Annotated in this window: 21 protein-coding genes; 14 read left to right on the top strand and 7 right to left on the bottom strand. The window is 63.4% G+C overall.

All coding sequences use genetic code 11. The features are described 5' to 3' along the window. Positions 1 to 79 precede the first annotated feature (79 nt). Positions 80 to 1,357, bottom strand: coding sequence for an acetyl-CoA C-acetyltransferase (locus tag KHO49_RS04550; protein WP_110595500.1), 1,278 nt, complete (start codon positions 1,355 to 1,357; stop codon positions 80 to 82). A gap of 133 nt (positions 1,358 to 1,490) precedes the next feature. Between KHO49_RS04550 and KHO49_RS04545 the strand changes: the two genes are divergently transcribed. Both KHO49_RS04545 and KHO49_RS04540 read left to right on the top strand, forming a co-directional pair. Next, positions 1,491 to 2,843 carry a 3-oxoacyl-ACP reductase gene (locus KHO49_RS04545; RefSeq protein ID WP_213664674.1) on the top strand — a complete coding sequence of 451 codons (1,353 nt, stop codon included), beginning with the start codon at positions 1,491 to 1,493 and terminating at the stop codon, positions 2,841 to 2,843. A 2-nt stretch (positions 2,844 to 2,845) separates the two neighbouring features. Next, on the top strand, positions 2,846 to 3,700 hold the full coding sequence (locus KHO49_RS04540; protein WP_102881926.1) for a MaoC family dehydratase: 855 nt from the start codon (positions 2,846 to 2,848) through the stop codon (positions 3,698 to 3,700). A 7-nt stretch (positions 3,701 to 3,707) separates the two neighbouring features. On the opposite strand, the gene KHO49_RS04535 is transcribed toward KHO49_RS04540, so the two are convergent. Then, a complete protein-coding gene (locus KHO49_RS04535; RefSeq protein ID WP_102863022.1) occupies positions 3,708 to 4,157 on the bottom strand; it encodes a DMT family transporter in 450 nt (149 codons plus the stop codon). A 420-nt stretch (positions 4,158 to 4,577) separates the two neighbouring features. Here KHO49_RS04535 and KHO49_RS04530 point away from each other — a divergent pair, with 420 nt between their 5' ends. Both KHO49_RS04530 and KHO49_RS04525 read left to right on the top strand, forming a co-directional pair. Further along, positions 4,578 to 6,167, top strand: a complete 1,590-nt coding sequence (locus tag KHO49_RS04530) for a collagen-like triple helix repeat-containing protein (protein ID WP_213664673.1) — start codon at positions 4,578 to 4,580, stop codon at positions 6,165 to 6,167. 192 nt (positions 6,168 to 6,359) lie between these two features. Beyond that, positions 6,360 to 8,036: a ShlB/FhaC/HecB family hemolysin secretion/activation protein gene (locus tag KHO49_RS04525; protein WP_123391188.1), complete on the top strand. Its 1,677-nt coding sequence runs from the start codon at positions 6,360 to 6,362 to the stop codon at positions 8,034 to 8,036. A gap of 74 nt (positions 8,037 to 8,110) precedes the next feature. Here the strand turns inward: KHO49_RS04525 and KHO49_RS04520 are convergent, their stop codons facing one another. Together KHO49_RS04520 and KHO49_RS04515 are read right to left on the bottom strand one after the other, a co-directional pair. Beyond that, positions 8,111 to 8,524 carry a response regulator gene (locus KHO49_RS04520; protein WP_110595495.1) on the bottom strand — a complete coding sequence of 138 codons (414 nt, stop codon included), beginning with the start codon at positions 8,522 to 8,524 and terminating at the stop codon, positions 8,111 to 8,113. A gap of 187 nt (positions 8,525 to 8,711) precedes the next feature. Then, positions 8,712 to 8,918 (bottom strand): Flp family type IVb pilin, encoded by a 207-nt coding sequence (locus KHO49_RS04515; RefSeq protein WP_102881931.1) that lies wholly within the window; start codon positions 8,916 to 8,918, stop codon positions 8,712 to 8,714. Between the two features lie 329 nt (positions 8,919 to 9,247). Here KHO49_RS04515 and cpaB point away from each other — a divergent pair, with 329 nt between their 5' ends. From cpaB to KHO49_RS04475, 8 genes are read left to right on the top strand one after another with little or no spacing between them, the layout of a single operon-like run. Next, positions 9,248 to 10,183 carry a Flp pilus assembly protein CpaB gene (cpaB, locus tag KHO49_RS04510; protein ID WP_213664672.1) on the top strand — a complete coding sequence of 312 codons (936 nt, stop codon included), beginning with the start codon at positions 9,248 to 9,250 and terminating at the stop codon, positions 10,181 to 10,183. Positions 10,184 to 10,202: 19 nt separating this feature from the next. Then, positions 10,203 to 11,456, top strand: a complete 1,254-nt coding sequence (locus KHO49_RS04505) for a type II and III secretion system protein family protein (protein WP_123391192.1) — start codon at positions 10,203 to 10,205, stop codon at positions 11,454 to 11,456. Beyond that, positions 11,453 to 12,640 (top strand): CpaE/TadZ family protein, encoded by a 1,188-nt coding sequence (locus KHO49_RS04500; protein WP_102881934.1) that lies wholly within the window; start codon positions 11,453 to 11,455, stop codon positions 12,638 to 12,640. Before KHO49_RS04505 ends, KHO49_RS04500 begins: the two co-directional genes overlap by 4 nt. After that, positions 12,637 to 13,917 carry a TadA family conjugal transfer-associated ATPase gene (locus tag KHO49_RS04495; protein ID WP_102863014.1) on the top strand — a complete coding sequence of 427 codons (1,281 nt, stop codon included), beginning with the start codon at positions 12,637 to 12,639 and terminating at the stop codon, positions 13,915 to 13,917. The genes KHO49_RS04500 and KHO49_RS04495 overlap by 4 nt, the downstream gene beginning before the upstream one ends. Positions 13,918 to 13,933: 16 nt before the next feature. Further along, positions 13,934 to 14,815, top strand: coding sequence for a type II secretion system F family protein (locus KHO49_RS04490; protein WP_213664671.1), 882 nt, complete (start codon positions 13,934 to 13,936; stop codon positions 14,813 to 14,815). 1 nt (position 14,816) lies between these two features. Then, positions 14,817 to 15,701: a type II secretion system F family protein gene (locus KHO49_RS04485; protein ID WP_102863012.1), complete on the top strand. Its 885-nt coding sequence runs from the start codon at positions 14,817 to 14,819 to the stop codon at positions 15,699 to 15,701. A 10-nt stretch (positions 15,702 to 15,711) separates the two neighbouring features. After that, positions 15,712 to 16,446, top strand: a complete 735-nt coding sequence (locus KHO49_RS04480) for a tetratricopeptide repeat protein (RefSeq protein WP_110595490.1) — start codon at positions 15,712 to 15,714, stop codon at positions 16,444 to 16,446. Position 16,447: 1 nt separating this feature from the next. Further along, complete coding sequence (locus KHO49_RS04475; protein ID WP_102881936.1) at positions 16,448 to 16,714, top strand: DUF3613 domain-containing protein; 267 nt, start codon at positions 16,448 to 16,450, stop codon at positions 16,712 to 16,714. A gap of 56 nt (positions 16,715 to 16,770) precedes the next feature. On the opposite strand, the gene KHO49_RS04470 is transcribed toward KHO49_RS04475, so the two are convergent. Together KHO49_RS04470 and KHO49_RS04465 are read right to left on the bottom strand one after the other, a co-directional pair. Continuing rightward, positions 16,771 to 17,559, bottom strand: coding sequence for a response regulator transcription factor (locus tag KHO49_RS04470; protein WP_110595489.1), 789 nt, complete (start codon positions 17,557 to 17,559; stop codon positions 16,771 to 16,773). 126 nt (positions 17,560 to 17,685) lie between these two features. After that, on the bottom strand, positions 17,686 to 18,156 hold the full coding sequence (locus KHO49_RS04465) for an A24 family peptidase (protein ID WP_110595488.1): 471 nt from the start codon (positions 18,154 to 18,156) through the stop codon (positions 17,686 to 17,688). A 74-nt stretch (positions 18,157 to 18,230) separates the two neighbouring features. Between KHO49_RS04465 and KHO49_RS04460 the strand changes: the two genes are divergently transcribed. Both KHO49_RS04460 and KHO49_RS04455 read left to right on the top strand, forming a co-directional pair. Beyond that, positions 18,231 to 18,668, top strand: coding sequence for a TadE/TadG family type IV pilus assembly protein (locus tag KHO49_RS04460; RefSeq protein WP_110595487.1), 438 nt, complete (start codon positions 18,231 to 18,233; stop codon positions 18,666 to 18,668). Further along, entirely contained in the window at positions 18,665 to 21,427 is a 2,763-nt protein-coding gene (locus KHO49_RS04455; protein WP_213664670.1) for a PAS domain-containing sensor histidine kinase, read from the top strand. Before KHO49_RS04460 ends, KHO49_RS04455 begins: the two co-directional genes overlap by 4 nt. Here KHO49_RS04455 and KHO49_RS04450 read toward each other — a convergent pair. Further along, complete coding sequence (locus KHO49_RS04450; RefSeq protein WP_213664669.1) at positions 21,412 to 23,430, bottom strand: pilus assembly protein TadG-related protein; 2,019 nt, start codon at positions 23,428 to 23,430, stop codon at positions 21,412 to 21,414. The genes KHO49_RS04455 and KHO49_RS04450 overlap by 16 nt on opposite strands. Positions 23,431 to 23,484: the final 54 nt, after the last annotated feature.

Here is a 23,484-nt window from a genome sequence, read left to right as displayed (position 1 = left end):
CTTTCGCCGGCAAGCCGGCTCCTACGGATTTGGAGGCACTTCTCTGTAGGAACCGGCTTGCCGGCGAATGCCACGAACCTCAGCGTTCGATGATCGCCGTCACGCCCTGCCCACCCGCCGCACAGATCGAAATCAGCCCGCGGCCCTGCCCTGCCACACTCAACAACTTCGCCAGGTTGGCGACAATGCGCCCGCCGGTGGCGGCAAACGGGTGCCCCGCCGCCAAGGAGCTGCCTTTGACGTTAAGCCGGGCGCGATCGATGCGGCCCAGAGGCGCGTCGAGGCCCAGGCGGGTCTTGCAGTAATCCGCGTCCTCCCAGGCCTTGAGGGTGCACAGCACCTGGGCGGCAAAGGCTTCGTGGATCTCGTAATAATCAAAGTCCTGCAGGCTCAGCCCGTTGCGCGCCAGCAAGCGCGGCACGGCATACACCGGGGCCATCAGCAGGCCTTCGGCTCCTTTGACGAAATCCACCGCGCCAGCCTCGCCGTCGCGCAGGTAGGCGAGGATCGGCAGGCCGCGCTCCTGGGCCCATTGCTCACTGCCCAGCAACACCAGGGAGGCGCCATCGGTCAGAGGCGTGGAATTGCCCGCGGTGAGGGTGCCCGCGGCACTGCGATCGAAGGCGGGCTTGAGGCTGGCGAGTTTTTCCAGGGTCAGGTCCGGGCGCAGGTTGTTGTCCCGGGTCAGGCCGAGGAAGGGGGTGAGCAGGTCGTCGTGCCAGCCTTCGGCATAGGCGGCGGCCATTTTCTGGTGGCTCTCCAGGGCCAGTTGGTCCTGTTCGCCACGGGGAATGTTCCAGGTCTTGGCCATCTGTTCGCAGTGTTCGCCCATGGACAGGCCGGTACGCGGCTCACCGTTGCGCGGCAGTTCCGGCTTGAGGTGATGGGGCCGCAACTGCAGCAGGATCTTCAGCTTGTCGCCGGTAGTCTTGGCCCGATTGGCCTGCAACAGGATCTGCCGCAGCCCCTCGTTGACGCCGATCGGCGCATCCGAGGTGGTGTCGACGCCACCGGCGATGCCGCAGTCGATCTGCCCCAGGGCAATCTTGTTGGCCACCAGCAAGGCCGCTTCCAGGCCGGTGCCACAGGCTTGCTGGATGTCGTAAGCCGGTGTCGTGGGCGATAGCCGCGAACCCAGTACGCACTCCCGGGTCAGGTTGAAATCCCGCGAATGCTTGAGCACCGCCCCCGCCGCCACTTCGCCAAGGCGCAGGCCGTGGAGCTGGTAACGCTCGATCAGGCCCTCCAGGGCGGCCGTGAGCATGGCCTGGTTGCTGGCCGTGGCATACGGGCCGTTGGAGCGGGCGAAGGGAATGCGGTTACCGCCGATAATCGCGACGCGACGCAGCTGTGTCATGGAAAGCTCCCTATTCTATGAGTGCGACTTCGGTGAGTACCTCTCCCACTAGCGTAGGAGGCTTCTCGCAGATCGAACGACTCGGGGCCATTCGTGGTCCACACTTTGAACCCCAGCCTGCGGAGTGCGTTCCATGTCCGACCGTTATATCGACTTCGCCAATTCGTCCATCGGCCAGCGCCTGGTCGGGGCCCTTGGCCTGCCGTCACCGGTACGTCTGGAGCGCTGGCAGGCCGGCCGCCTGCGGCCCATCGAAGGCGCTCTGTTGATCGGTGGCGGCGCCATGGCCCAACAGGTGAGCGCCCTGGCACCGCGCCTGACCGATTCGGTCTACAGCTACGGCACCGACCCAACCCTGGCCACGCCCTGGATTCCCGGCCATGGGCCCAAGCTCAAGGCCGTGGTCTTCGATGCCAGCGAACTGCGGCATACCGATCAGCTCAAGCAACTGCGGGAGTTCTTCCAGCCGCTGCTGCGCAGCCTTGAGTCCAGCGCCCATCTGCTGATCCTCGGACGTGCTCCGCACACCCTGACAGAGCCCTTTGCCGCCAGCGCCCAGCGTGCCCTGGAAGGCTTCAGTCGCTCCCTGGCCAAGGAGCTGCGCAACGGCGCCACCCTGCAACTGCTGTATGTGGCCGAGGGCGCCGAAGAGCAGTTGGAAGGCGCCCTGCGATTCTTTCTCTCGCCCAAGAGCGCCTATGTTTCCGGGCAGGTGATCCACTTGCAGCCCTGCGCCAGTCAGGTCCAGGACTGGAGCCGGCCGCTGGCCGGGCGCAAGGCCCTGGTCACCGGCGCGGCCCGGGGCATTGGCGCGGCCATCGCCGAAACCCTGGCCCGGGACGGGGCCCAGGTGCTGTTGCTGGATGTGCCCCAGGCCAAGGCCGACCTGGACGCTCTGGCGGCCCGTCTCGGCGCACGCGCCATCGGCCTGGATATCTGCGCCGAGGACGCCCCGGCCCAGTTGCTCGAACAACTGCCCGAGGGCATCGACATTCTGGTGCACAACGCCGGGATCACCCGGGACAAGACCCTGGCCAACATGACCGCGGAGTTCTGGGACGCCGTGCTGGCGGTGAACCTCAACGCCCCGCAGGTATTGACCCAGGCCCTGCTCGACAGCGGCCGGCTGCACGATCACGGACGCGTGATCCTGTTGGCCTCCATCAGCGGCATTGCCGGCAACCGCGGGCAGACCAACTACGCCGCCAGCAAGGCCGGGCTGATCGGCCTGGCCCAGGCCTGGGCACCGCTGCTCAAGGCCCGGGACATCAGCATCAACGCCGTGGCGCCAGGCTTCATCGAGACCCAGATGACCGCCAAGGTGCCCTTCGCCTTGCGCGAAGCCGGACGCCGCATGAGTTCCCTGGGCCAGGGCGGCCTGCCTCAGGACGTCGCCGAGGCCGTGGCCTGGCTCGGCCAGCCGGGCAGTGGCGCGGTCAGCGGGCAAGCCTTGCGGGTGTGTGGCCAAAGTGTCCTGGGAGCCTGAAGATGACAACGCACTGGCATGAACTGAACCTGCCTGCGCTCTTGCCGCCGCTGTTTCTCAAGGCGGCGCTGAGACGGCGGAGCAATGGCACCGAGTTGCCCGAAGATGGACTGCGCTGCTGGATCAGCCTGGAGCCCAAACGGCTGGCGGCCTATCGCAAGGTCTGCGGTTTTGCCGACAACGGCCTGCTTCCCGCTACCTATCCCCATGTGCTGGCCTTCGCCCTGCAAATGCAGCTGCTGACCGCCCAGAACTTCCCCTTCCCGTTGCTGGGGCTGGTCCATCTGGCCAACCGGATTCGAGTGTTGCGCCCCATGGGCAACGTCAGCAGCGTGCGCATCGGCGTCCGGGTGGACAACCTGCAACCTCACGCCAAAGGGGCGGTGTTCGATCTGGTGACCACCGTGGACGATCTGCTGGGGCCGCTCTGGGAAGCCGAAAGCCAGATGCTCTGTCGCACAGTCAAGTTGCCCGGAGAACCTGCCGCGCCGCTTCCAGCATTGGGCGAAGGCCTGAACGAGGTGAGCCGCTGGCAGGCCGAAAGCAATATCGGCCGGCGCTACGCCAGGGTCTCTGGTGACTACAACCCTATCCACCTCAGTGCCTGGAGTGCCCGCCTGTTTGGCTTTCCCCAGGCCATAGCCCACGGTCTGTGGAACAAGGCCATGACCCTGGCGGCACTGAGCGAGCACCTGCCGGCCGCGAATATCGAAGTGTCGGTGCATTTCATCAAGCCCGTGCTGCTGCCCGGAACCGTCCGCTTGCTGGCCAGCGCTGCAGGGTCCAGTGGCGAACTCCAGCTACTGGGCAATGGCGATCTGCAACATATGCAGGGTCGCTGGCAGCCCATCGCCTGAGACGTCATCAACCACGGCGAATAAGCACTACACCGGCGACGATCAGCAGCAATCCGGCAATCTTGCCGAGGCTCACCGGCGCCTCGCGAAAGCCCACCCAACCAAAGTGGTCCAGGGCCAGGGCCATGCTCAACTGACCCGCCAGCACCAGAGCCATGAACAGCAAGGCGCCGATCCGTGGCCCGGCAAAAGCTGCGGTGGTGATGAAAAAGACCCCCAGCAGGCCGCCACACCAGTGCCACCAGGTCAGGCCCTTGAGGGCACTCAACGAGGGCATCTCACGCTGCATCAACACCAGGATCAACAAGGCTGCAGTACCGACAAAAAAGGAAATCAGTGCTGCGGCCAGCACACCGCCGACCTGCTTGGCCAACTGACCATTGATTCCGGCTTGCAGGGCCAGAAAGGCACCAGCGAAAAACGGCAGGCACAACAGCCACCAGATTGGACTAGGCATCACAGGCTCCAACAGCAATTCGGCCGCGCAGTATAGGCCAGCGCAGATTTGAAAGTCCTCGACACCCATTAACAGAATCTTAGAAAACTGCCGTTCTCTTGAGCAGAAAACAAAACAGAACCCATTAATTGTATATATATAACTTTCGTTTAGAGCTCACGAGCAGTCGCTCCATCCAGAGATACAAGGCATTGATTAATAACCACTTAAAAAGCACAAACTTCACAAACAATACTTTCAAACTAGTCACTTTTAAAGCAGTAGAAAACCAAGAATAAAACTCATTAATACCAAGTTCATAATTGTTCAAAAAGTCTCTCGCGCCTTTCATGTAGACAACGGACGAAGGTATCTCCAGCAATAGAACTGGAGAGCTATCGAAAACAACGAACGTTGTAATAGGTGCAAGGGATACCTCTCATGAAAACTCAATTCGGATGGAAAGCGTGTACAGCACTGGCGATAATCCTGACCCTCAGCCTGGCGGGCTGCAGCGGCGGCGGTGGTGGTCATAAGAGTGGTTCGAGCAGTTCATCTCCAACCACTGCTGACGGTGGCACTGGTGGCGGAACGGGTGGTGGTACTGACGGAGGCACCGGTGGCGGAACGGGCGGTGGTACCGGCGGAGGCACCGGTGGCGGAACGGGCGGTGGTACCGGCGGAGGCACCGGTGGCACGACCAGCACCCTGGTGACCGCCGACGTGGTGGCCGGCGTGGGCACTACCGTGAGCGATGTCGGCGACGGCATCAGCGACCTGGGCGACTCTCTGGCAACGGTTCCAGTGGTCGGCAGCCTGGCCCGCAGTGCCGTCAACACTACCGGTAATGTGGTGGACAGCGTTGGTGAGGGCTTGACCAACGGCCTTGGCAAACTGGGGAGCGATCCCAAGGCCCTGAGCAAGACCACGGCCACCGTCGGCAACGTGGTCGGCGATGTGGGCACCGGAGTCAAGGATCTCAGCGGGCAACTGGCAACGACCACCCAAAGCGTTCCGGTCGTCGGTGGCGTGGTGACCAGGGTGGCCCCGGTACTCAGCGGTGTCGGCACCCGGGTGACCATGCTGGGCAACACCTTGAGTACCGTCACCAGCAGCGGGCCAGTCGGCACCCTAACCGATGGCGTGGGTGACAAGGTACTGGTACCGGTAGTGAGCATGGCAGAAGGCCTGACTGGCAAGGTGGGCAGCACCACCGGCCTGGGCGCACCAGTCAAGGGACTGATCAAAGGCGTGAGCGATGCTGTGGATGATACCGGCGAGAAGGTCAGCAATACCGGTGATGGCAACCCTGTGACCGATCTGTTGGGCAATGCCCTGAGCAATGCCAGCGGCGCGGTAAACAGCGCAGCTGGCTACGTCGGCAAGTCCGGGAGCGGCACCGGAAGCGGTGGCGGTACTGGCCTGGGCGGCACCGGCATGCTGGAAGTCGCAGGCGGTGCAGTGGCCAACCTCGGCAATGGCATCAATACCGGCAACACCAATGGCACGGTCAGCGCAGTGAGCGCCGCCGGCACTGCGGTGGGCGGCCTGGTTGCCTCGGTGGGCGGAGCCTTGGGCGGCCCAGGCACTCCCAACCTGGTGGTCACCGCGCCCCTGGCCAGTGTCGGCGCGAACCTGGGTTCGGCGTTGAATCCGGTCACCAGCTCCGTCACCGGTCTGACCCAGCAAGTGGGCGCAGCCGGCGGCCTGGGTGGCCAGGTCAGCGGTCTGCTGGGCCAAGCGGGCGGGGCTGTGAGCAATGTGGGTACCACTGTTGCCGGTGGCACGGGCGGCAATCAGGTCGGCGGCTCCCTGGGCGGCACCCTCGGCGCAGTGGGCAGCACCGTGGCCTCGGTCGGCGGTCTGGTCAACGGCGGCACTGCCCCCAGCGGCGGTCTGCTCGGTGGGGTCGGAGTCGGGATCGGCGTCGGAGCCAGCGCCAGCGGCAGCGCTTCTACAGGAGCAGGTCTCAACGGTGGCCTGGGTGGTGTGCTGGGTGGTTTGACCGGCGCCCTGGGCGGCCAGAAATAATTTGCACCTGGCCGATTCGACGGCCTCACCTGCAGCGCCTACGCTTGGTTGAGGGCGAGAGGTTCAGATGAATCTCTCGCCTTTTTGTTTATCCAGAGCATCACCCTCCAGCACCTGATCAGGGCTCAGACCTTGAACGGTGCATGGAATGAGGACTTTTAGCATCGCTGCGGCTTGACCATGGAGTGTCCTATGCGCACGTTGGCCAGTTTGTTGTTGATTGGATGCTGTACCTCCGCTTACGCCGACTCCCTTCCCCGTTTTCTCAACAGTAACGACAGCATTACCAACCTGCCCCAACCCAACCTGCCAGTGGACGCCTACCGCCCGGCTACACCGCAGTTGCAGACGCCTGAGCAACCCGTCGCCCCCCAAGGGCAGCAGCCGCTGATGATGGGCACCAAGGTTACGGTGCGTCAGGTCCAGATCGAGGGTGGCACGGTCTACCCTCTTGAGCAGTTGGCGGCGATCTACCAGCCATTGATCGGCCATGAAACCAGCTTCGCTCAATTGATCGAAGCCACCCGAGAGATCACCCGACGCTACCAGAACGACGGCTACCTGCTGTCCTACGCCTTCATGCCGCAGCAGAACTTCAACCAGGGTGTCCTGCGGGTGGTGCTGGTGGAGGGCTATATCAGGGACTACCAGCTACAGGGCGACATCGGCCCGGTGTCCGCCTATCTGGACAAGCTGGTGAGCAAGCTAAAGGCCGAACGCCCGCTGACCCGCAAGACCTTCGAGCGCTATACCACTCTGATGAGCCGGGTACCGGGCGTGACCCTGCAAGCGGTGGTGCCACCACCGGGAACCACCGACGGTGCGACCCAATTGGTCGCCGTGGCCAGCCGCAAATCCATCAGCACCACCCTCAACAGCACCGACGACAATCGCAAAGGTCTGCAGGCCCTGGTGGGTATTACCAGCAGCTCGCAAACGGCCTGGGGCGAACAGCTGAGCCTCAGCGGACTGTTTCCCCCGGGCAAGGACAAGGAACACTACTACCGCCTGGACTACAGCCAGTTGCTGGGTTCCGAGGGCACGCAGTTGAGCCTCTACGGTGCGCGCTACCGCAGTGATCCGCGAAGCAACGTGCAATTGGGCAATGGCCTGGAGCTTGAGCCCCATCGCGCAAACGACCGTTTCTCCATCGGCGTCAGCCACCCCTTCATCGCCTCGCCCAATGAGATGCTCACCGCCGGTACACGCCTGTATGCAGTGAACGACAAGACCCGCTATCGGCTGAACAACGCCCCCCTGACCCTGGAAGAGAAAACCGATATCCGCGCCCTGGCGCTGGAGAGCGACTGGAGCAAATCCGATCCGCGCCAACTGCGAATCCTCAGCGCCGGTCTCTACCAGGGCCTGGACAGCATGGGAGCCAAGACCAACAACGCACTCTACGATCTGGATTTCTTCCGCCTGCGTGTGGCGGGAGTACAGAGCGACCGTTTCTTCGACAATTGGCAGGGGGTGCTTTCCGCAGCCCTGTACTGGAGCGATGACAATCTGCCAGACAGTGAACGGGCCAGTTTTGGCGGACAGAACTTCGCGCGGGGTTATCCCGATGACCAGGCCACCGGTGACAAGGGTTGGGGTGTGGCTTATGAGGTGAACTACAGCTTCCGTCGCGAGGGGCCTTGGGTCCGGGTACTGCAACCCTATGTCGTGCTGGACCGCTCCAAGACCTGGTTCAACCAGTTGCCGGTCAAGGGCAGCAACCTGTCATCGGCGGCTGTGGGTCTGCGCTTCGGCGACACCAAGCACTACAACATCGCCCTGGAGGCCGCCAAGCCCATGTCCGATGAAGCCCTGGACACCTACAACCGCCGTCCGCGCTATACCTTGAGTTTCAGCTATCAACTCTGAACAGTTGGGTGATTTTGACCTGCTCCCCAGCAGGTCTTTTTTTGCCGGCAAAAAAGACCGAGCAAGCCTGAAGGTCAGGGACCGACGATATGCAGCCGGGGTTGGGGAAACAGATTATTGAGGGTTTCCAGCAGGCGCACGTAATAGATCGGCTTGCGGAACAGATCCAGGACCTGCAGACGCAACAGGTCACTGACGTCATCCATGTCGGCGTGCCCCGACATGACGATCACCGGCAAGTGCTGGCGCGAGGTGTGCTCGCGCAGACGCTTGATCAGCGACAGGCCACCCTCTTCCGGCATGCGCAGGTCCGTGATCACCAGAGCAATATCCGGATGCTGGGTGAGGTGTTCCAGAGCACATTTCACCGAGGTGGCGGTAAAGCAGCAAAAGCCCTCGCCTTCCAGCAGCTCGGCGAGTTCCATCAGCGCATCTTCTTCGTCGTCCACCAGCAACAATTGCTGACGTGTGGGTTGAGGGGAGGTCATGGACAGTACCCTGGAGTGAGCGTCACGCCCGTGGTTGAACGCAGCCATCGAACATCAGGCTACCGGTGGCGTAACCGCAAACAGGCCTTCGGTTCTAGAAAACCGAAGGCCTGCACGGAACCGGGGGTAGCTTGAAGGTCTGTCGAAAGCGCTGCCCAGCGGCTGCTCACCTGGGCCACTCCGCTGATCAAGGCTCAGGCCGGGTGACGGCGTCGCCTCCAAGGCTGGTCAGGATGTTGTTGAAGATGGCCAGTACACGATCACCCAGAGGGGTAACGAACGCTACGACCACCACTGCCACCATCGCTACGACAATCGCGTACTCGATCGCGGATGCGCCTTCGGTGCGGTCAAAAAACAGGCGCGCCCTGAGCAACAAATATTGAAGAATCATCCTAGCTCTCCTTTGCGCCAGACGGCGCCACTGGAACAGCACTGGGCAAAATTCCCCGGTGCCACCTGAGCATTGTCAACAAAGCCCGGCCCAGCAACTGTAAGAACTGATTAATCACAAAGTATTAATCGGATGGTTGGCGCCAAAAAACTCGCCCCATTGAATCAACTCATACTTTTGTTAGCTATTTTTCGACGACTTAATGGCATTTCGTCCTAGCTCTACTACCTTCACATAGCGAAATAGTTGCATGTTCATAGCTACCTGATTGCGAAATTAACTCGTTTGGAATCACGGGCTGGTGGTGCAGCAGGATAGGGAGAGCCTTCATGAACAGTCGCGTCACCATGGGTCTGGCTGGACTTCTGCTGCTGGGTGCGGTGTTTTTCGGTTACTGGGGCCTGGTCCTCAGCCGTCAACCCGAACCGGCACCACCGGCTCAACCGGTGGCCCCCCGCGTCGTCGAACAAGTCACCAGCAATGCCGAAGACCAGACCCGCCAACCCGTGGTGGTACTGGTGCGCGATGTGCCACCTTTCGTTCCGCTCACCGCCGCGGATCTGGCGCTGGAAAAACTGCGCACCGCGCCTGCCGGCAGCCTCAGTGCCATTGATCAGGCGGTGGGCCGTATGCCCTGGCGACAACTGAGTGCCGGCACCTGGCTCAACGCCCAGAGCTTCGAGACCGGTGGCACCCTGGCACGAATGATTCGCAGCGATGAGCGAGCCCTGGCGGTAGCGGTGGATGAAGTCATCGGCGCCGCCGGGCAACTGAGCCCCGGGGACTATGTCGACGTGCTGTTGTTTCTGCGTCAGGACACGACCAATCCACAGCAATCGGCACAGATCGCCGTGCCCGCCATGCGGGTACTGGCAGTGGGCGAGCAACTGGGACTGACCAATGACGGACAGCCCGCCGCCCCAGCGGTGACCCGCGAGGAGAAGCTCAAGCAGGACCAGCGCCGGATCGCCGCCCGCACGGTGGTTCTGGCCGTACCCGAGCAGCTCTTGAGCCGGTTGATGCTCGCCACCCAGGTCGGCGTGCTGCGACTGGCCGTGCGCAGCAGCGATGAGCAGCGCCTGGCCCACTACTGGGCCGGCAATGAGGACGCCATCGGCCACCTCGATGCAGCCAACAGCAACCTGTTCCAGTTCACTCAACTGGCCCTCGGCAAAGCTCCCCGTAGCCCGCTCGCCCAAGGTGGCGGACCACGCTCGGCGGTGGAGGTCATCCGGGGCAACCAGGTCTCTCAACAAACCCCCTGATCGAGCAAGGATGCATGACATGCGCAGTCGTTCCATGCCGCTGTTCACCACACTGCTGACGCTGAGTCTGGGCCAATGGCTCTGGAACCCGGCCATGGCCGCGCCAATGTCGGGCTGCTCAAGCCTGGCGCCGTTGCCGGCCGTGCTGGAAGTCGGCGAAGGTTTGCAACAGGAGCTGCAGTCCCCGGTGGTCATCACTCGATTGGCGGTAGGCGATCCGAAAGTTGCCGATGTCCACGCCAACGGCAACAAGGCCTTTCTGCTCACCGGCATGGCTCCCGGCGCCACCAGCCTGATGGTCTGGACCTCCTGCTCCAGCACTCCACGCCAGAGCATGGTGTTCGTCCGCGGCCGGGCCACTGCCGACATGACCGCCAGCCGCTTGCCAATCAGCGACGATCCGTTGCTGCCCAGCCAGGTACAGACCGACATCCGCTTCGTCGAGGTCAGCCGCACCAAGCTCAAGGAGGCCAGTGCCTCGATCTTCGGCCGCGGAAACAACTTCCTGTTCGGCTCCCCTGGCACCGCTCCCGTCACCACCGGCACCGCCGGCAGCGTCACCCCGACCTTCGGTGGCCGGCGGACCAACATCCCCCTGGACAACGGCACCTTCAACATCGGCTTCGGCAACGGCCGGGTACTGACCCTGATCAACGCCCTGGAAGGCAGCGGCTTCGCCTACACCCTGGCCCGGCCCTCCCTGGTGGCCCTCAGCGGCCAGAGCGCAAGCTTCCTGGCCGGTGGCGAAATCCCTATTCCGGTGCCCAGCACCGCTAGCAACAGCGTGACCATCGAATACAAGGAATTCGGTATCCGCCTGACCCTGACCCCCACCATTGTCGACAGCGGTCGCATTTCGCTGAAAGTGGCGCCGGAGGTCAGTGAGCTGGACTACAGCAACGGCGTGACCATCGCCGGGACCGTGGTACCGGCGCTGATCGTACGACGCACGGACACCAGCATCTCCCTGGCCGATGGCGAGAGCTTCGTCATCAGCGGCCTGATCAGCACCCGCAACAGTTCCCTGGTGAGCAAGTTTCCCGGGTTGGGGGACATCCCGGTACTGGGAGCGTTCTTCCGCGATTCGACGATCAATCGCGAAGAGCGCGAGCTGCTGATGGTGGTCACTCCGCATCTGGTCCAGCCCCTGGCCGCCGATGCCAAGCTGCCGGCCTTGCCCGGTGAACGCCTGCGCAGCTACGACCCGAACTTCTATCGCATGTTCTTCCTCGAGAACGGCAACTTCGACAAGCGCAGCGGGCTATCGCAATGAGCCAGAACATGAGCCAGACGTTCCTGGCCATCACCCGCAACAGCACCGATCTTGAATGGCTGCAAGGCGCCCTGGCGCCCCTGGGCCAGGTGGTAGGGGCCGATGGCAGCCTCGACGAGTTGCTGGCGCTGGTGGACGTGACTTTCGCCAACCTGGTGTTCGTCGGCCTCGACCGCGAGCATGTGGTGGCCCAGGCCGCACTGATCGAAGGGGCCCTGGAAGCCAAGCCGATGCTGGCGATCGTCGCCCTCGGCGATGGCATGGACAACCAGTTGGTCCTCAACGCCATGCGTGCCGGCGCCCGGGACTTCGTCGCCTACGGCTCGCGTTCCAGCGAAGTTGCCGGTCTGGTCCGACGTTTGAGCAAACGCCTGCCGGCAGTGACGCCCAACACCCAGATGGGCGGCCTGACCGTGCTCTACGGCGCGCAAGCCGATAGCGACGGCGCACTCCTGTCCGGGCACCTGGCCCTGGTGGTGCAAAAGAGTGGCCAGCAGACTCTGCTGCTGGACCTCGGCCTGCCCCGTGGCGACAGCCTGGCACTGTTGGGGCTGGAAAGTTCGTTCCACTTCGGCGATGCCCTGCGCCACCTGCGGCGCCTGGATACCACCCTGATCGACAGCGCCTTCACCAGCACTGAAGCCGGCTTGCGCATCCTCGCCTACGCCAGTCACGACGAGCCCCTGGAACACACCAGTGCCGCCGAGCTGTACATGTTGCTCAGTGCCTTGCGCCAGCACTTCCAGCACATCGTGGTGAACCTCGTTGGCCAGCCCGACAGCGAGGCTCTGCGGACCTTCGTCAGTCATTGCGACAAGCTGATCTGGTGCACCGACCAGAATGTCCTCGACTGCCGGCGCAACCTGGCGGTCCTCAATCACTGGCGCGAAAAGGGCATGAAACTGGAGCACGCACGCTTGCTGGTGGACCGCTACCTGCGCGCCGTCACTCCGGATTCCGAAACCCTGGGCAAGACTTTCGGCCTGGAAGTGATCGCGGTGCTGGCCTACAACCCGGAGGTGCGCCTGAACGCCAAGAACCAGGGAGTCACCCTGTTTGAAATGGCCCCCCGGGAGAGCCTGACCCAAAGCATTCGCACCTTGGGCGAACGCCTGGCCAAGCGCTCCGAAGGCCTGACCAAGCCCAAGGCCGGCTGGCTCAACAGAATCATGGGGGGCAGATGAGCGGCGAAAAACTCTTTGGCGCCCCGGCTCGTCCGGCACCGGGCAATAGCGATCACGAAGGCCTGAAGCTGGTGCTGCATCGCTACATCATCGATGCCATCGAAGACTCGGGGAAAAACCTGCTGGAAAGCTCCCGGCAGAACCTTTCGCAGTTCGTCACCGACAAAGTGGCGGAGTACATCGCGCGCATGCACCTGGCGATTTCCCGCTATGAAATGGAACGGCTGGCGGAGGAAATCGTCGATGAGCTGACCGGCTTCGGCCCCCTGGAAGTGCTGCTGCGCGATCCGGCGGTGACCGAGATCCTGGTCAACGGCCCGCACCGGGTATTCGTCGAGCGCGACGGCGTGCTGCACCAGAGCGACCTGCGTTTCATCGACGCCCACCACGTTGAGCGGGTCATGCAACGGATCCTTGCCCCCTTGGGCCGACGCCTCGACGAGTCCTCGCCGATGGTCGATGCGCGCCTGCCGGACGGCAGCCGGGTCAACGCCATCATTCCTCCCATCGCCCTGGACGGCCCCTGCCTGTCGATTCGTAAATTTCGCAAGGACATGCTCAAGAGCAGCGACCTGATCGCCATGCAGACCATCGACCTGGCGATCTTCGAGTTCCTCCAGGAGGCCGTGGGCAAACGCTGCAACATCCTGATCAGCGGCGGCACCGGTACCGGCAAGACCACCCTGCTGAACATCCTCAGCCAGTTGATCAATCCCCACGAACGGCTGGTGACCATCGAAGACGTGGCCGAACTGCAACTGGGGCACCCCCATGTGGTGCGTCTGGAAACCCGCCCGCCCAATGCCGAAGGCCATGGCGAGGTCAAGGCCAGCGACCTGATCCGCAACGCCCTGCGGATGCGCCCGGATCGGATCATCCTCGGTGAGATCCGCGGCGTGGAAGTACTGGATGTACTGACCGCGATGAACACCGGCCACGATGGTTCCATGAGTACGGTACACGCCAACAACGCTCAGGATGCCCTGTTGCGCCTGGAGACCCTGGTGGGCCTGACCGGTCGCCAGATCGCCGAGCGCACCTTGCGGCAGATGATCTGCGCGGCCCTGGATGTGGTGATCCAGTTGACCCGCCTGCCCGATGGCCGGCGCTGCGTCAGCGAAGTGGTGGAGGTGGTGGGCATTCGCGATGACATCTATGTCACCAACACCCTGTTCCGCCTGGATCGCCGCAGCGGCTTTGGCTTCGGTTTCCTGCGCGAGGCGCTGCACCCGGCGGGGGACAAACTGCGCCGCGAGAGCGGGCTGAGCGTCAATTGAACCGGCGAGGTAGCCCATGATCGGCCTGCTGCTTACCTTGATCTGCCTGATTCTGCTGGGGCTTTCCGGCTGGCTGTTCTACCACGGTGTGCGCAAGACCGAGCGTGAGCGAGTGCTCAACCGGCTGGCCGAAGGGCAACCCGAGCTGAGCCCGCAACGCAGTCCATGGATCGGCCTGGAGCGCGCCTTCGCCCGCGCCGGCCTGGGCCAGCCCAGTGAGCGCCTGGGCCTGTGGCTGGCGGTGTGGGCAGTGCTGATGTTGTTGGGCTACCTGCTAGGGGACTGGCTCGGACTGCTGGGCTGCCTCTTCGGCCCACCGCTGCTGTTGCGGCTGTATATCGCCTGGCTGTACCAGCGCCGGCTCAAACGCATGATCGAGCAACTGCCGCCCTTGCTGGATCACAGCGTGCGCAGCCTGAAGTCCGGACGCACCCTGGCAGACGCCGTGCTGGGAGCCATCGAGGCCAGTAACGATCCGCTGAAACAAGCCATGGGGCGTATCCAGCGCAACGTGCAACTGGGGGTCAATCTGCCGGACGCGGTCAACGATTTCGCCGAGTTCTACGAACAGGACGAGTTACGCATGTTCGCCCTGGGCCTTAAGGTCAATCACCGATATGGCGGCAACGCCAGCGAGCTCCTGGAAAACCTGATCAAGCTGATTCGCGAGCGGGAACAAGGGGCCCGACAACTGAGCGCGATGACCGGCGAAACCCGCATGACCGCCTGGGTCCTGGGAACCCTGCCGCTGCTGCTGGTGGGCTACTTCATGCTCACTAACCCAAGCTACATGCTGGGCATGTGGCACGACCCTTCCGGACAGAAAATGCTGATCACTGCCGTGTGCTTGCAGATCTTCGGCTGCCTGGCCCTGTGGCGCATGTTGAGGAGTATCTGAAATGCTTCTGCTGGCCGCTGCGATGCTGTTTTTAGGTGCCTTGCTGCTGCTTGGCAACGGCGTGCTGGAGCAACGCCGGCGCGAGCGCCAGGTTGCCCAGCGCCTGCAAGGCAACCTGACCCGTGACAACCGCCTGGGCAGTTGGCTGCGACAGTTGGGCGACAGCCGCTTCGGCCAGCGCGCCGTCAGCATGGACAGCGAGACCCAGACCCTGCTCAACCGTCTGGGCTGGCGTCGCGCCAGCCAGCGCTCGCTGTTCGCCGCCAGCCAGATCGCGACCCCGGTGCTGGCGGTGTGCCTGGTGATCTTTGTCCAGGAAGTGGCATTCCCCAACGCGCAAAGCAAATGGCTGGTACCGATGCTGGCGGCCGGGGCCGGTTATCTGCTGCCCAAGCGCGCCCTGGCCTACGCCGCTCACCGCCGGCAGAAACAGATCGCCCTGGAGATTTCGACCTTCATTCCCTTGCTGCGCATTCTGTTCGAGTCGGGCATGGCCGTGGAACAGGCCCTGCGGGTCCTGAGCAACGAAGCCGGGAAGCTGCTGCCGGAACTGACCCACGAGTTGCGCCTGATCCTGGCACGGGTCGATTCGGGCCTGGAGCTGGGCCAGGAGCTCAGCCAGACCGCGACCCTGCTGGCGGTGGACGAATTCACCGACACCTGTGTGATTCTCCAGCAACTGGTACTGCAAGGCGGCGGGGCGATGAAATCCCTGCAGGCCCTCAAGCAGTTGCTCGACGACCGGCGCCTGACTCGCCTGCAGGAATACATATCGAAAATGTCGGCCAAAATGTCGGTGGTGATGATGCTGTTTCTCTTCCCCGCCTTGTTGATCGTGCTGGCCGGGCCGGGCTTCACCGCCATCGCCCGGGCCTTTGCTGCCTAGAGGGAATTTGATGAAAGCCATGATTGTCGCCACCAGTTTGTTGCTGCTCGGCGGATGCGCCAGCAACGGCCAGGTGCCGTGGGCAGCCCTGACCCAATCCGCCAGTTGCGCCAAGCTCAGCTCCGAGCAGGAGCTGGCGGTGAACCTCGCCGATGAGATGGCCAACGACGGCAAGCTGCACGCCAGCCTGGCCAACCTGCAGAACCTGCCGGACAACCTCGCCGAAGTGCGGGTGCGCAAGGCCCGGGTCTACCGCCTGTTGGGCCGTAATGAGGCCGAGCCACTGTACCGCAGCCTGCTGGGCTCCTGCCTGGCCGCCGAGGGCGAGCATGGCCTGGGCCAATTGGCGGCGGCCCGGGGGGACAACGGCCAGGCTCAGGCTCACCTGCAAAGGGCGGCGCGACTGGCACCGACCAATGAAAAAATCCGCAACGACCTGGGGGTCGTCTACCTCAACCAGTTGCGCATCGAAGATGCACGCTTCGAATTCCTCACCGCCATCGAGCTCAAGCAGTCCGAGCCGCTGGCGGCCATCAACCTGGTGACCCTGTTGCTTTATCAGGACAACTGGAAGCAGGCCGCCGAAGTGGTCAGCCAGGCCAACCTGAATCCCCAGCAATTTTCCCAGGCCCAGGCCCGCGCCGAGGCGCTGGGGAAACCCGCGACAACCACGGCCTCCGTGCCCCAGGTGGCGAAGGGTTCCACGACCCTGCAGCCCGAGGCCACGCCGTCCAAGGAGCGCTGAAATGAAACTGCCCATGCTCTGCTGCACCGCCCTGCTGACGATGCCTCTGGCTGCCCAAGCCATCGATGCAGGCCCCGCCTCGCCCCAGCAGCAGGAGACCGAAGGCTGGCTGCTGTTGCAAAGCCGCAACCTGGCCGCCTCGCCGCAGCCACAGTCGGCGACCCCCACGGAACGTGAGCTGGCGTTGCAACGCTGGTTGAAAAAATACCACTACGAAATTCCGGACCTGTACGACCCGGATGCCGGTGGCAAGGTGGAAACCAAGTAGCCAGGAGGGAATCGAGCGGCGGTGAGCTCATCACCGCCGCCATGCACTGCTCGTTATCAGTGGGCGGTGACCCGCTGGCGCAGCCCCGAATTGCTCGGTGACAAGGCCAGGGCCAGTTGCGTGCGGTTGTGCATGTGGGTCAGCCGCAGGACCTGGGAAACGTAGAGTTTTACGGTGTTTTCGGTGATCCCCAGTTCACAGGCGATCTGGTAGTTGGTCTGCCCCTTGCCCACCAGTCGCGCCACGTCCAGTTGTCGTGGCGACAGCTGGTTGAAGATGGCCGGAATCTCGATGGCATCAGCGTCTGCGCTGTCGCCCTGAGACTCCTCGCTGCGACTGGCGGCGGGGGTACGCCGGACCTTGTCCAGGTCCTGGTAGAGATCGTCTATGGACTCCGAAAGAAATTGCAGCTTCTGGTTCAGGTGCCCCAGGTGCAGGTTCTTCTGCCGCTCCTGCAAGGCGACTTCCTGACGCTGCAGGCCTTCGAGGAGTTCGTCCAGGTCGATGGGTTTCTGGTAGTAATCGGCAATGCCGGCGCGCAGGGCCTTGATCACGTCCTGTTTGTCCGCCTGCCCGGTGAGCATGATGGCTTCGAACACCCGATGCTTGCCGGCCAGTCGCTGCAGTTCCTGCACCAGCTGGATGCCGTCCATATCCGGCATGTGCAGATCGCAGAGCACCAGGGAGATTTCCGGGTCCTTGTTGAAGCACTCCATCGCCTGGAGGCTGGACTCGCAAGGAACACAACGGTAACCACTGCTTTCAAGAAACTCGCATAGTTCTTCGACAATCAGTGGCTGATCATCGACCACGAGCACTTTCATCTGTGAGGTGAGCTTGTTCACGTGCTACTCCGTGCGGGCCATTCGTCGACTGGCCACTCCTGTCCTGCCTCGCATGATCCAGGCAGCTACACATAAAAACCTAGACCCACTTTCCGACTATGTACATCGCATTAATCAGTCCGGCGACTAATGGATCACGCTCACAGTTAAGACCATTCCAGCCAGTACAAAGGGGGCAAATGGGTATTTTTTTGACAAGCGCCTGCCGGTCCCTCCCGCTTGGGGGTCAAGCCCTTGTTTCTGCTGAAACCAGAGCCTGGGCGCGATCAGCAACCACACCAGGCTGCAGAGCCCAGCGCCGATAAAGGCCCCCAGTAAGTGCTCTGGGTCGCAGAGCAGTCCCAGGGCCGCCATCAACTTGACGTCCCCCGCCCCCATCCGCCCCATGGCATACCCGGGCAAAGTGAATAGCAGGGCCAGCAACAATGCCCAACCACCCTGTGCGGCACTGGCCCCCAGCCAGGTACTGCCGGTCCACAACAGGTACAGGCCGGCCAGCAGCGCGACGCCCAGAGTCAAGCTGTTGGCGATCTGCCGCTGACGCAGATCCTGCAGCGCGCAGATTGCCAACCAGATCCACAAAACCCAGAAATGCATCGCCGAAGAGGGTTCCTTTTGCCGGATTGATCCTATGCTCAATGGACATAGTGGTTGTCAGGGTAGACGCACTCATGAAACCGGGCCTCCCTAGAAAGCAGAAAGGTGCTGTGGCGATCGAATTCGCCGCCGTGTTCGTGATCTTCTTCGCAGTGTTTTACGGCCTGGTCAGCTACAGCCTGCCGCTGCTGCTGATGCAATCCTTCAACCAGGCGACCGCTGAAGCGGTGCGCCGGGCCGTGGCGGTCGACCCCAATATCGACGACTACGCCACCACGGTGCAGGACCTGGCCAACACCGTGGTGCAGAACCAGACCAACTGGATTCCGCCGGCCTTCAACTTCGCCGCCGCCGACCACAGCGCGGTGTACGCCAACGGCGTACTCACAGTACGGATCGACTACCCCACCCAGAAACTCACCCAGGTACTGCCGCGCCTGGTGTTACCGGTGGTCGGCCCGGTGCCCAACCTGCCCACCAACCTGAGCGCCATCTCGAGTGTGCAATTTTGACCTCTGGTGACAAGCTGCTTGGACGCTTGCTGGGCCGTCAGCCACTCCCCGCCGACGAGTCCCGGGTCCCGCCCCAGGCTGTTGGCCTGCAACTGGTACTCGACCCCCAGGGCCGGGTCCTCACCAGCAGCGGGCCATTGCGTCATGGGCTGGCCCAGTTGCCCCCCAGCGCCGAACCACCGCACCTGCTGGACTACATCCTGCCCGGCAGCACCCTGGCCCTCGAAGGCCGTCCCGCCGACTGGAGCGGACAAGTGCTGGACCTGGACCTGCGCGGGCTGGGTGGCAAGACCTTGCACCTGCGCGGCTGGCTCCAACCCTGGGGCTCGCAATGGTTGCTGCATCTACTGGACATCGGCGACCTGATCCAGCAACGCCAACAGGCCCTGAGCCGTGAGCAATGCCAGATCTTCGCCGCGCAGATCAGCGAACAGATCCGCCTGTGCAACCTGACCCGCCTGCCGGACGTGCTGCACGACCAGCTCGCCGACCTGGCCCGCTACTGGCACATCCCCTGCCTGGGCCTGGCCTTGCTCGACGAACAGGAACAAAGCTGGGTCATCCACAGTTGCTACAGTGCCCATGACTCACCCCGGTTGTGGCATGACGACCAGGACCTGGGGACTGGCCTGGATAGCCTGAGCGGCAATACACCGCTGCATCTGAATCAAATCCAGGGCCTGAATGAACACCCGCGATTGCAGGGCATCTTCGGTCATCGCGAAGGTTTTCTGGTGCCCTACCGGGACGACCATGGCGTCGCGGCCTGGCTGCTGTGCGGCTGTTACGCCGTACAGCAACACGCGCCCAACCTGCTGGACCGCGACTGGCTGGCGCTCACTGCGGCCCTGGCCGGGCCACTGCTCAGCCGCCTGCGGGAACAGCGTCATCACCTGCACCTGGAGCGCCTGGAAGCCCTGCAAGGGCTGCTGGGCACCGGTTGGTGGGAGCTGCGCGCCAACACGGCCGAGGTGTTGCTGGCCAAGCCACTGGCCGCCAGCCTGCAACTGCCCGCCGACAGCAACAGACTCAGCGTCCAGGATTGGCTGGAACTGATTCACCCCGCCGACCGCGCCGAACTCAACAGCCGCCTGCAGGCCCTGAAGCTGGGCAAGCCGCTGCTGCTCTGCGTCCGCCTGCACGAAGCTGACCCGAGCGCAGCAACGCGCTGGTACCGTTTGCAGGGCCAGGCCCTGGGACGAGGGGAACAGCAACGGCTGGTGGGGTTCATGCTGGATATCAGCGATATCAAGAACCAACAGCAACAAGCCGCTGCCGCCCATGCCCGCCTGGATAACCTGATCGCCAGCTCGCCGGCGGTGATCTATGTCCAGCGCTACCTGGAAGGCGCCCTGCAACCGAGTTTTTTCAGCGCCAGCCTGCAACCGCTGCTGGGCTGGAGCCTGGAAGACTGCAACGAAGGCGCCGTGGCGGACTGGGTCCATCCCGAGGACCGCGACCTGTACTTCCAGCGCTGTCGCCAACTGCTGCGTGAGGGCAATGTCCATGCCCGCTACCGACTCCGGGATCGCCAGGGGAACTTTCACTGGGTACTGGACGAAGCCCGGCTGCTGCGCAATGACCTGGGCCTGCCGGTGGAAGCGGTTGGCCTGTGGCTGGACGTCACCGAAGCCACCCTGGCCGCCGAGCACGTGCGCCAGAGCGAAGAGCGCTACCGGATTCTGGTGGAAGACTCACCGGCGATGATCTGCCGCTACCGCCCGGACCTGACCCTGACCTTCGGCAACCGGCCGCTGGCGGCCTACCTGGAGTGCGCCGCCGAAGATCTGCCGGGGAGCAATCTCGGACAGTGGCTGTCCGCCGAGCAGCGCGAGGGTTTTGAACGGCGGCTCACGTTGCTGAGCCCGGAGTTTCCGGTCAGCACCGCCGAGATCAACCTGCAACTGCCAGGGCGTGAACACGCCTGGTGGGTCTGGTCGGATCGTGGGGTATTCGATGAACAGGGGCAGTTGCTGGAAATCCAGGCCGTGGGCCGCGACAACACCGAAGTGCGGCGTTCCCAGCAGCAACTGACGCAAAGCGCGAAAATGGCCACCCTGGGGGAAATGGCCACCGGCCTGGCCCATGAAATCAACCAGCCGCTCAACGTGATGCGCATGGCCATCGTCAATGTGCTCAAGCGCCTGAACAGTGGCGATATCCAGGTCGACTACCTGACCGAAAAACTCCATCGCATCGACGCTCAGGTCCAGCGGGCCGCTCGAGTGGTGGACCACATGCGGGTATTCGGCCGGCGCTCGGAGGTGGAGCAACAGCCCTTCAATCCGGCCCAGGCCATCGAGGGGACCCTGTCGCTGCTGGCCGAGGGCATGCGTGGCAAGGGGCTGGAACTGCGTATCAGCGAGCTGGGTTTCGAGGTTCAGGTGCTGGGCTTTGTCGACCAGTTGGAACAGGTGCTGATCAACCTTTTGGTGAATGCCCGGGACGCCCTGCTGGGCAAGCAAGGGCAGCAGAAGGATTTCAAACCCTGGATTGCCGTACATGGCCAGCGCGACGAAGAGTGGGTGCGCCTGTGGGTCGAGGACAACGCCGGTGGCATCGACCCGCGGCTGCTGGAACGGATTTTCGAACCCTTCTTCACCACCAAGCCGGTGGGCGTCGGCACCGGGCTCGGTCTGTCGGTGAGCTACGGCATAGTCCAGAACATGGGCGGTCGCCTGAGTGTCAGCAACGGCCAGGACGGCGCGCGCTTTTGCATCGAGCTGCCAATTGTCCAGGCGGATCAGATCACCAGATAGGCCCTGCCCGTCTGCCCGCAGGTGAGGTTGGCACCGACCTGGACGTCCATCAGGCTGACCCCCAATGCCGCCAGCAGGTTGTTCAACAGCGGATCGAGCAAGGGGCTCAGCAGATTGCTGATCAGCGGCATGATCAGGCTGGTGACACCATTGATCAGCCCCCCCGCGCCCGCCACTACCGAACCCAGGAGGTTGGCGCTGACCGGCTGGTAAACCTGCAGGCTGATCCCGGAGATAGTGCCCGACAGGCTGTTGACGAGGTTGTTGGTCGGGGCAGCGTTCTGGTAGCTCGGCGTCTGGTTGACGTTCGGGGGGACAGCAAAATCCGGCGCACCGCTTGAGTAAGTCAGGTCCCGCCCCACGTTCGGCCCGGTCTGGCTGAGCCCCAGCGAACTGTCGACCTTGATGCCGATGCCCCCGGCGGCGAAGGCTGTGCGCGCCGGCCCGCAACTGCCGATCCCGAGAATCTTGCGACAGGTCCAGATGCCCAGGTCGATGATCGGCAGCGGCGTCACCACAGGTTGCGTCGAGGAAGAGAACGTCGTGTTGGGATCAATCTGCCCGACCTTGATGTCGGCCAGGGACGATTCGCTGTACGCCGTGAGGCTTTTGGTTCCGGTGTTGCCCGTCGGACAGCTGTAGTTGGTGACGTAGGCCTTGGCGCCCCCCAACTCCAGGTTGATGTCGATTCGCGGAGAAGGCAGCACTTGTGGGTCGATTTGCTGGCACCCGGCGCCCAGCAGGCAGCCCACGGAGTTGATGGTGGCCGCCAGGTCCAGGCTCAGGACACTGTTGAGGGTCGGCGTCAGCGAACCCACCAGCCCCAGCACGGCGTTGGCCAGGCCGGTCACCCCGGACAGGCCCGTGAGGTTGACCGAAATCAGCGTCCGTACCTGGGCTGTGCTCACATAGATGCGATTGGGCCCCAACGGATCGAGGATGGCCAGCCGAGGGTCACCGACCGCCGAGAACTGCGGCGGCTCGATGACCTTGACCCTGACCGTCACATTGGCCAGGCCCAGCAGGTTGGCCGGTATTACCGCCGCCACCGCGCTCTTGCTGTTGGCCAGTTGAACCATCGCTTGCAGCAGTTGGAACAGCTGCACGTTGGCATCCAGCGCGGTGGACACGGCACCGGTCTGCAGTTTCAGGATGTCCCCCAGTTCCAGCTCCGGTATCTGAGCACTCACCGCCGCCTGCAGGCTCCCCAGGGCCGCCAGTAGGTCGGCGGTAGCACCATTGGCCTGGACCATGGTGGCGGCAGTCTGGATCAGTTGGGTCAGGCTCGCCTGGGTGTTGAGCAACTGGGTGTAGTTGCCGGCGGCGACGCCCAGGTCGATGGCCAGTTGGTCGAGGTAGCTCAGCAAATTGATATCGCTGTTGAGCAGGCCATTCCAGCCCACGGCACTGATGTTCACGCTGCCGCCGAGCATGTTGCCCACCAGGGCATTGAGCAACGCTGAGTTGGCGCTGTTGACGGTGGCGATGGTGCTGCGAATGCTCAGTTGCGCCAGCGGCGGCGTTGGTGCAGCCGCAACGGCTGTGGCCGTGAGCTGCGTGGTGAGGTTGATCGGACCTGGCGAGAACAGCGCAGCAACCCCCGAGGCCACACTGATGGGGACGGTATTAGTGGCGATTACCTGCACAGCCGCCGACTGCGCCGGGTTGGCATTGAAGGTACGCAAACCGTCGGCTCCGGTGCTCAGGAAGCCGCAGTTGGTGGTCAGGGTATTGCCGGCGGCGACGACGAAGCCATTGCGCACTGCACTCTGCCCGACATAGGTGGCGGCCGTCAGGCCGGCCAGGCAATTGCCGCCACGGCTGACGGCTTCCAGCGCCGCGTTGTCCGCTACCCGCTGCAACTTGCGCTGCTCCATGTAGAGCCGGCCGCTGTCCACCACCAGCAGCATCAGCAACAGCGCCAGGCCCAGGGTCGTTGCCGCCATCAGGCCAATGGCGCCACGTTGACGGGCCGGGCCGGTAAACCGCTTCAGAGGAGACATCGGGGCACTCCTTTACCGGCTCGCAGCCGAGCGCACTCTCCATCGATGCACAGC

The organism is Pseudomonas sp. RC4D1, from assembly GCF_018390395.1.
Taxonomy (GTDB): Bacteria; Pseudomonadota; Gammaproteobacteria; order Pseudomonadales; family Pseudomonadaceae; genus Aquipseudomonas; species Aquipseudomonas danubii.
This window is presented reverse-complemented; position numbering and strand designations above follow the sequence as displayed.

Bases quoted from the DNA above. Each gene is read 5' to 3' on its own strand.
- KHO49_RS04550 (WP_110595500.1), bottom strand. From the start codon at position 1,357: ATGACACAGCTGCGTCGCGTCGCGATTATCGGCGGTAACCGCATTCCC.
- KHO49_RS04545 (WP_213664674.1), top strand. From the start codon at position 1,491: ATGTCCGACCGTTATATCGACTTCGCCAATTCGTCCATCGGCCAGCGC.
- KHO49_RS04540 (WP_102881926.1), top strand. From the start codon at position 2,846: ATGACAACGCACTGGCATGAACTGAACCTGCCTGCGCTCTTGCCGCCG.
- KHO49_RS04535 (WP_102863022.1), bottom strand. From the start codon at position 4,157: ATGCCTAGTCCAATCTGGTGGCTGTTGTGCCTGCCGTTTTTCGCTGGT.
- KHO49_RS04530 (WP_213664673.1), top strand. From the start codon at position 4,578: ATGAAAACTCAATTCGGATGGAAAGCGTGTACAGCACTGGCGATAATC.
- KHO49_RS04525 (WP_123391188.1), top strand. From the start codon at position 6,360: ATGCGCACGTTGGCCAGTTTGTTGTTGATTGGATGCTGTACCTCCGCT.
- KHO49_RS04520 (WP_110595495.1), bottom strand. From the start codon at position 8,524: ATGACCTCCCCTCAACCCACACGTCAGCAATTGTTGCTGGTGGACGAC.
- KHO49_RS04515 (WP_102881931.1), bottom strand. From the start codon at position 8,918: ATGATTCTTCAATATTTGTTGCTCAGGGCGCGCCTGTTTTTTGACCGC.
- cpaB (WP_213664672.1), top strand. From the start codon at position 9,248: ATGAACAGTCGCGTCACCATGGGTCTGGCTGGACTTCTGCTGCTGGGT.
- KHO49_RS04505 (WP_123391192.1), top strand. From the start codon at position 10,203: ATGCGCAGTCGTTCCATGCCGCTGTTCACCACACTGCTGACGCTGAGT.
- KHO49_RS04500 (WP_102881934.1), top strand. From the start codon at position 11,453: ATGAGCCAGAACATGAGCCAGACGTTCCTGGCCATCACCCGCAACAGC.
- KHO49_RS04495 (WP_102863014.1), top strand. From the start codon at position 12,637: ATGAGCGGCGAAAAACTCTTTGGCGCCCCGGCTCGTCCGGCACCGGGC.
- KHO49_RS04490 (WP_213664671.1), top strand. From the start codon at position 13,934: ATGATCGGCCTGCTGCTTACCTTGATCTGCCTGATTCTGCTGGGGCTT.
- KHO49_RS04485 (WP_102863012.1), top strand. From the start codon at position 14,817: ATGCTTCTGCTGGCCGCTGCGATGCTGTTTTTAGGTGCCTTGCTGCTG.
- KHO49_RS04480 (WP_110595490.1), top strand. From the start codon at position 15,712: ATGAAAGCCATGATTGTCGCCACCAGTTTGTTGCTGCTCGGCGGATGC.
- KHO49_RS04475 (WP_102881936.1), top strand. From the start codon at position 16,448: ATGAAACTGCCCATGCTCTGCTGCACCGCCCTGCTGACGATGCCTCTG.
- KHO49_RS04465 (WP_110595488.1), bottom strand. From the start codon at position 18,156: ATGCATTTCTGGGTTTTGTGGATCTGGTTGGCAATCTGCGCGCTGCAG.
- KHO49_RS04460 (WP_110595487.1), top strand. From the start codon at position 18,231: ATGAAACCGGGCCTCCCTAGAAAGCAGAAAGGTGCTGTGGCGATCGAA.
- KHO49_RS04450 (WP_213664669.1), bottom strand. From the start codon at position 23,430: ATGTCTCCTCTGAAGCGGTTTACCGGCCCGGCCCGTCAACGTGGCGCC.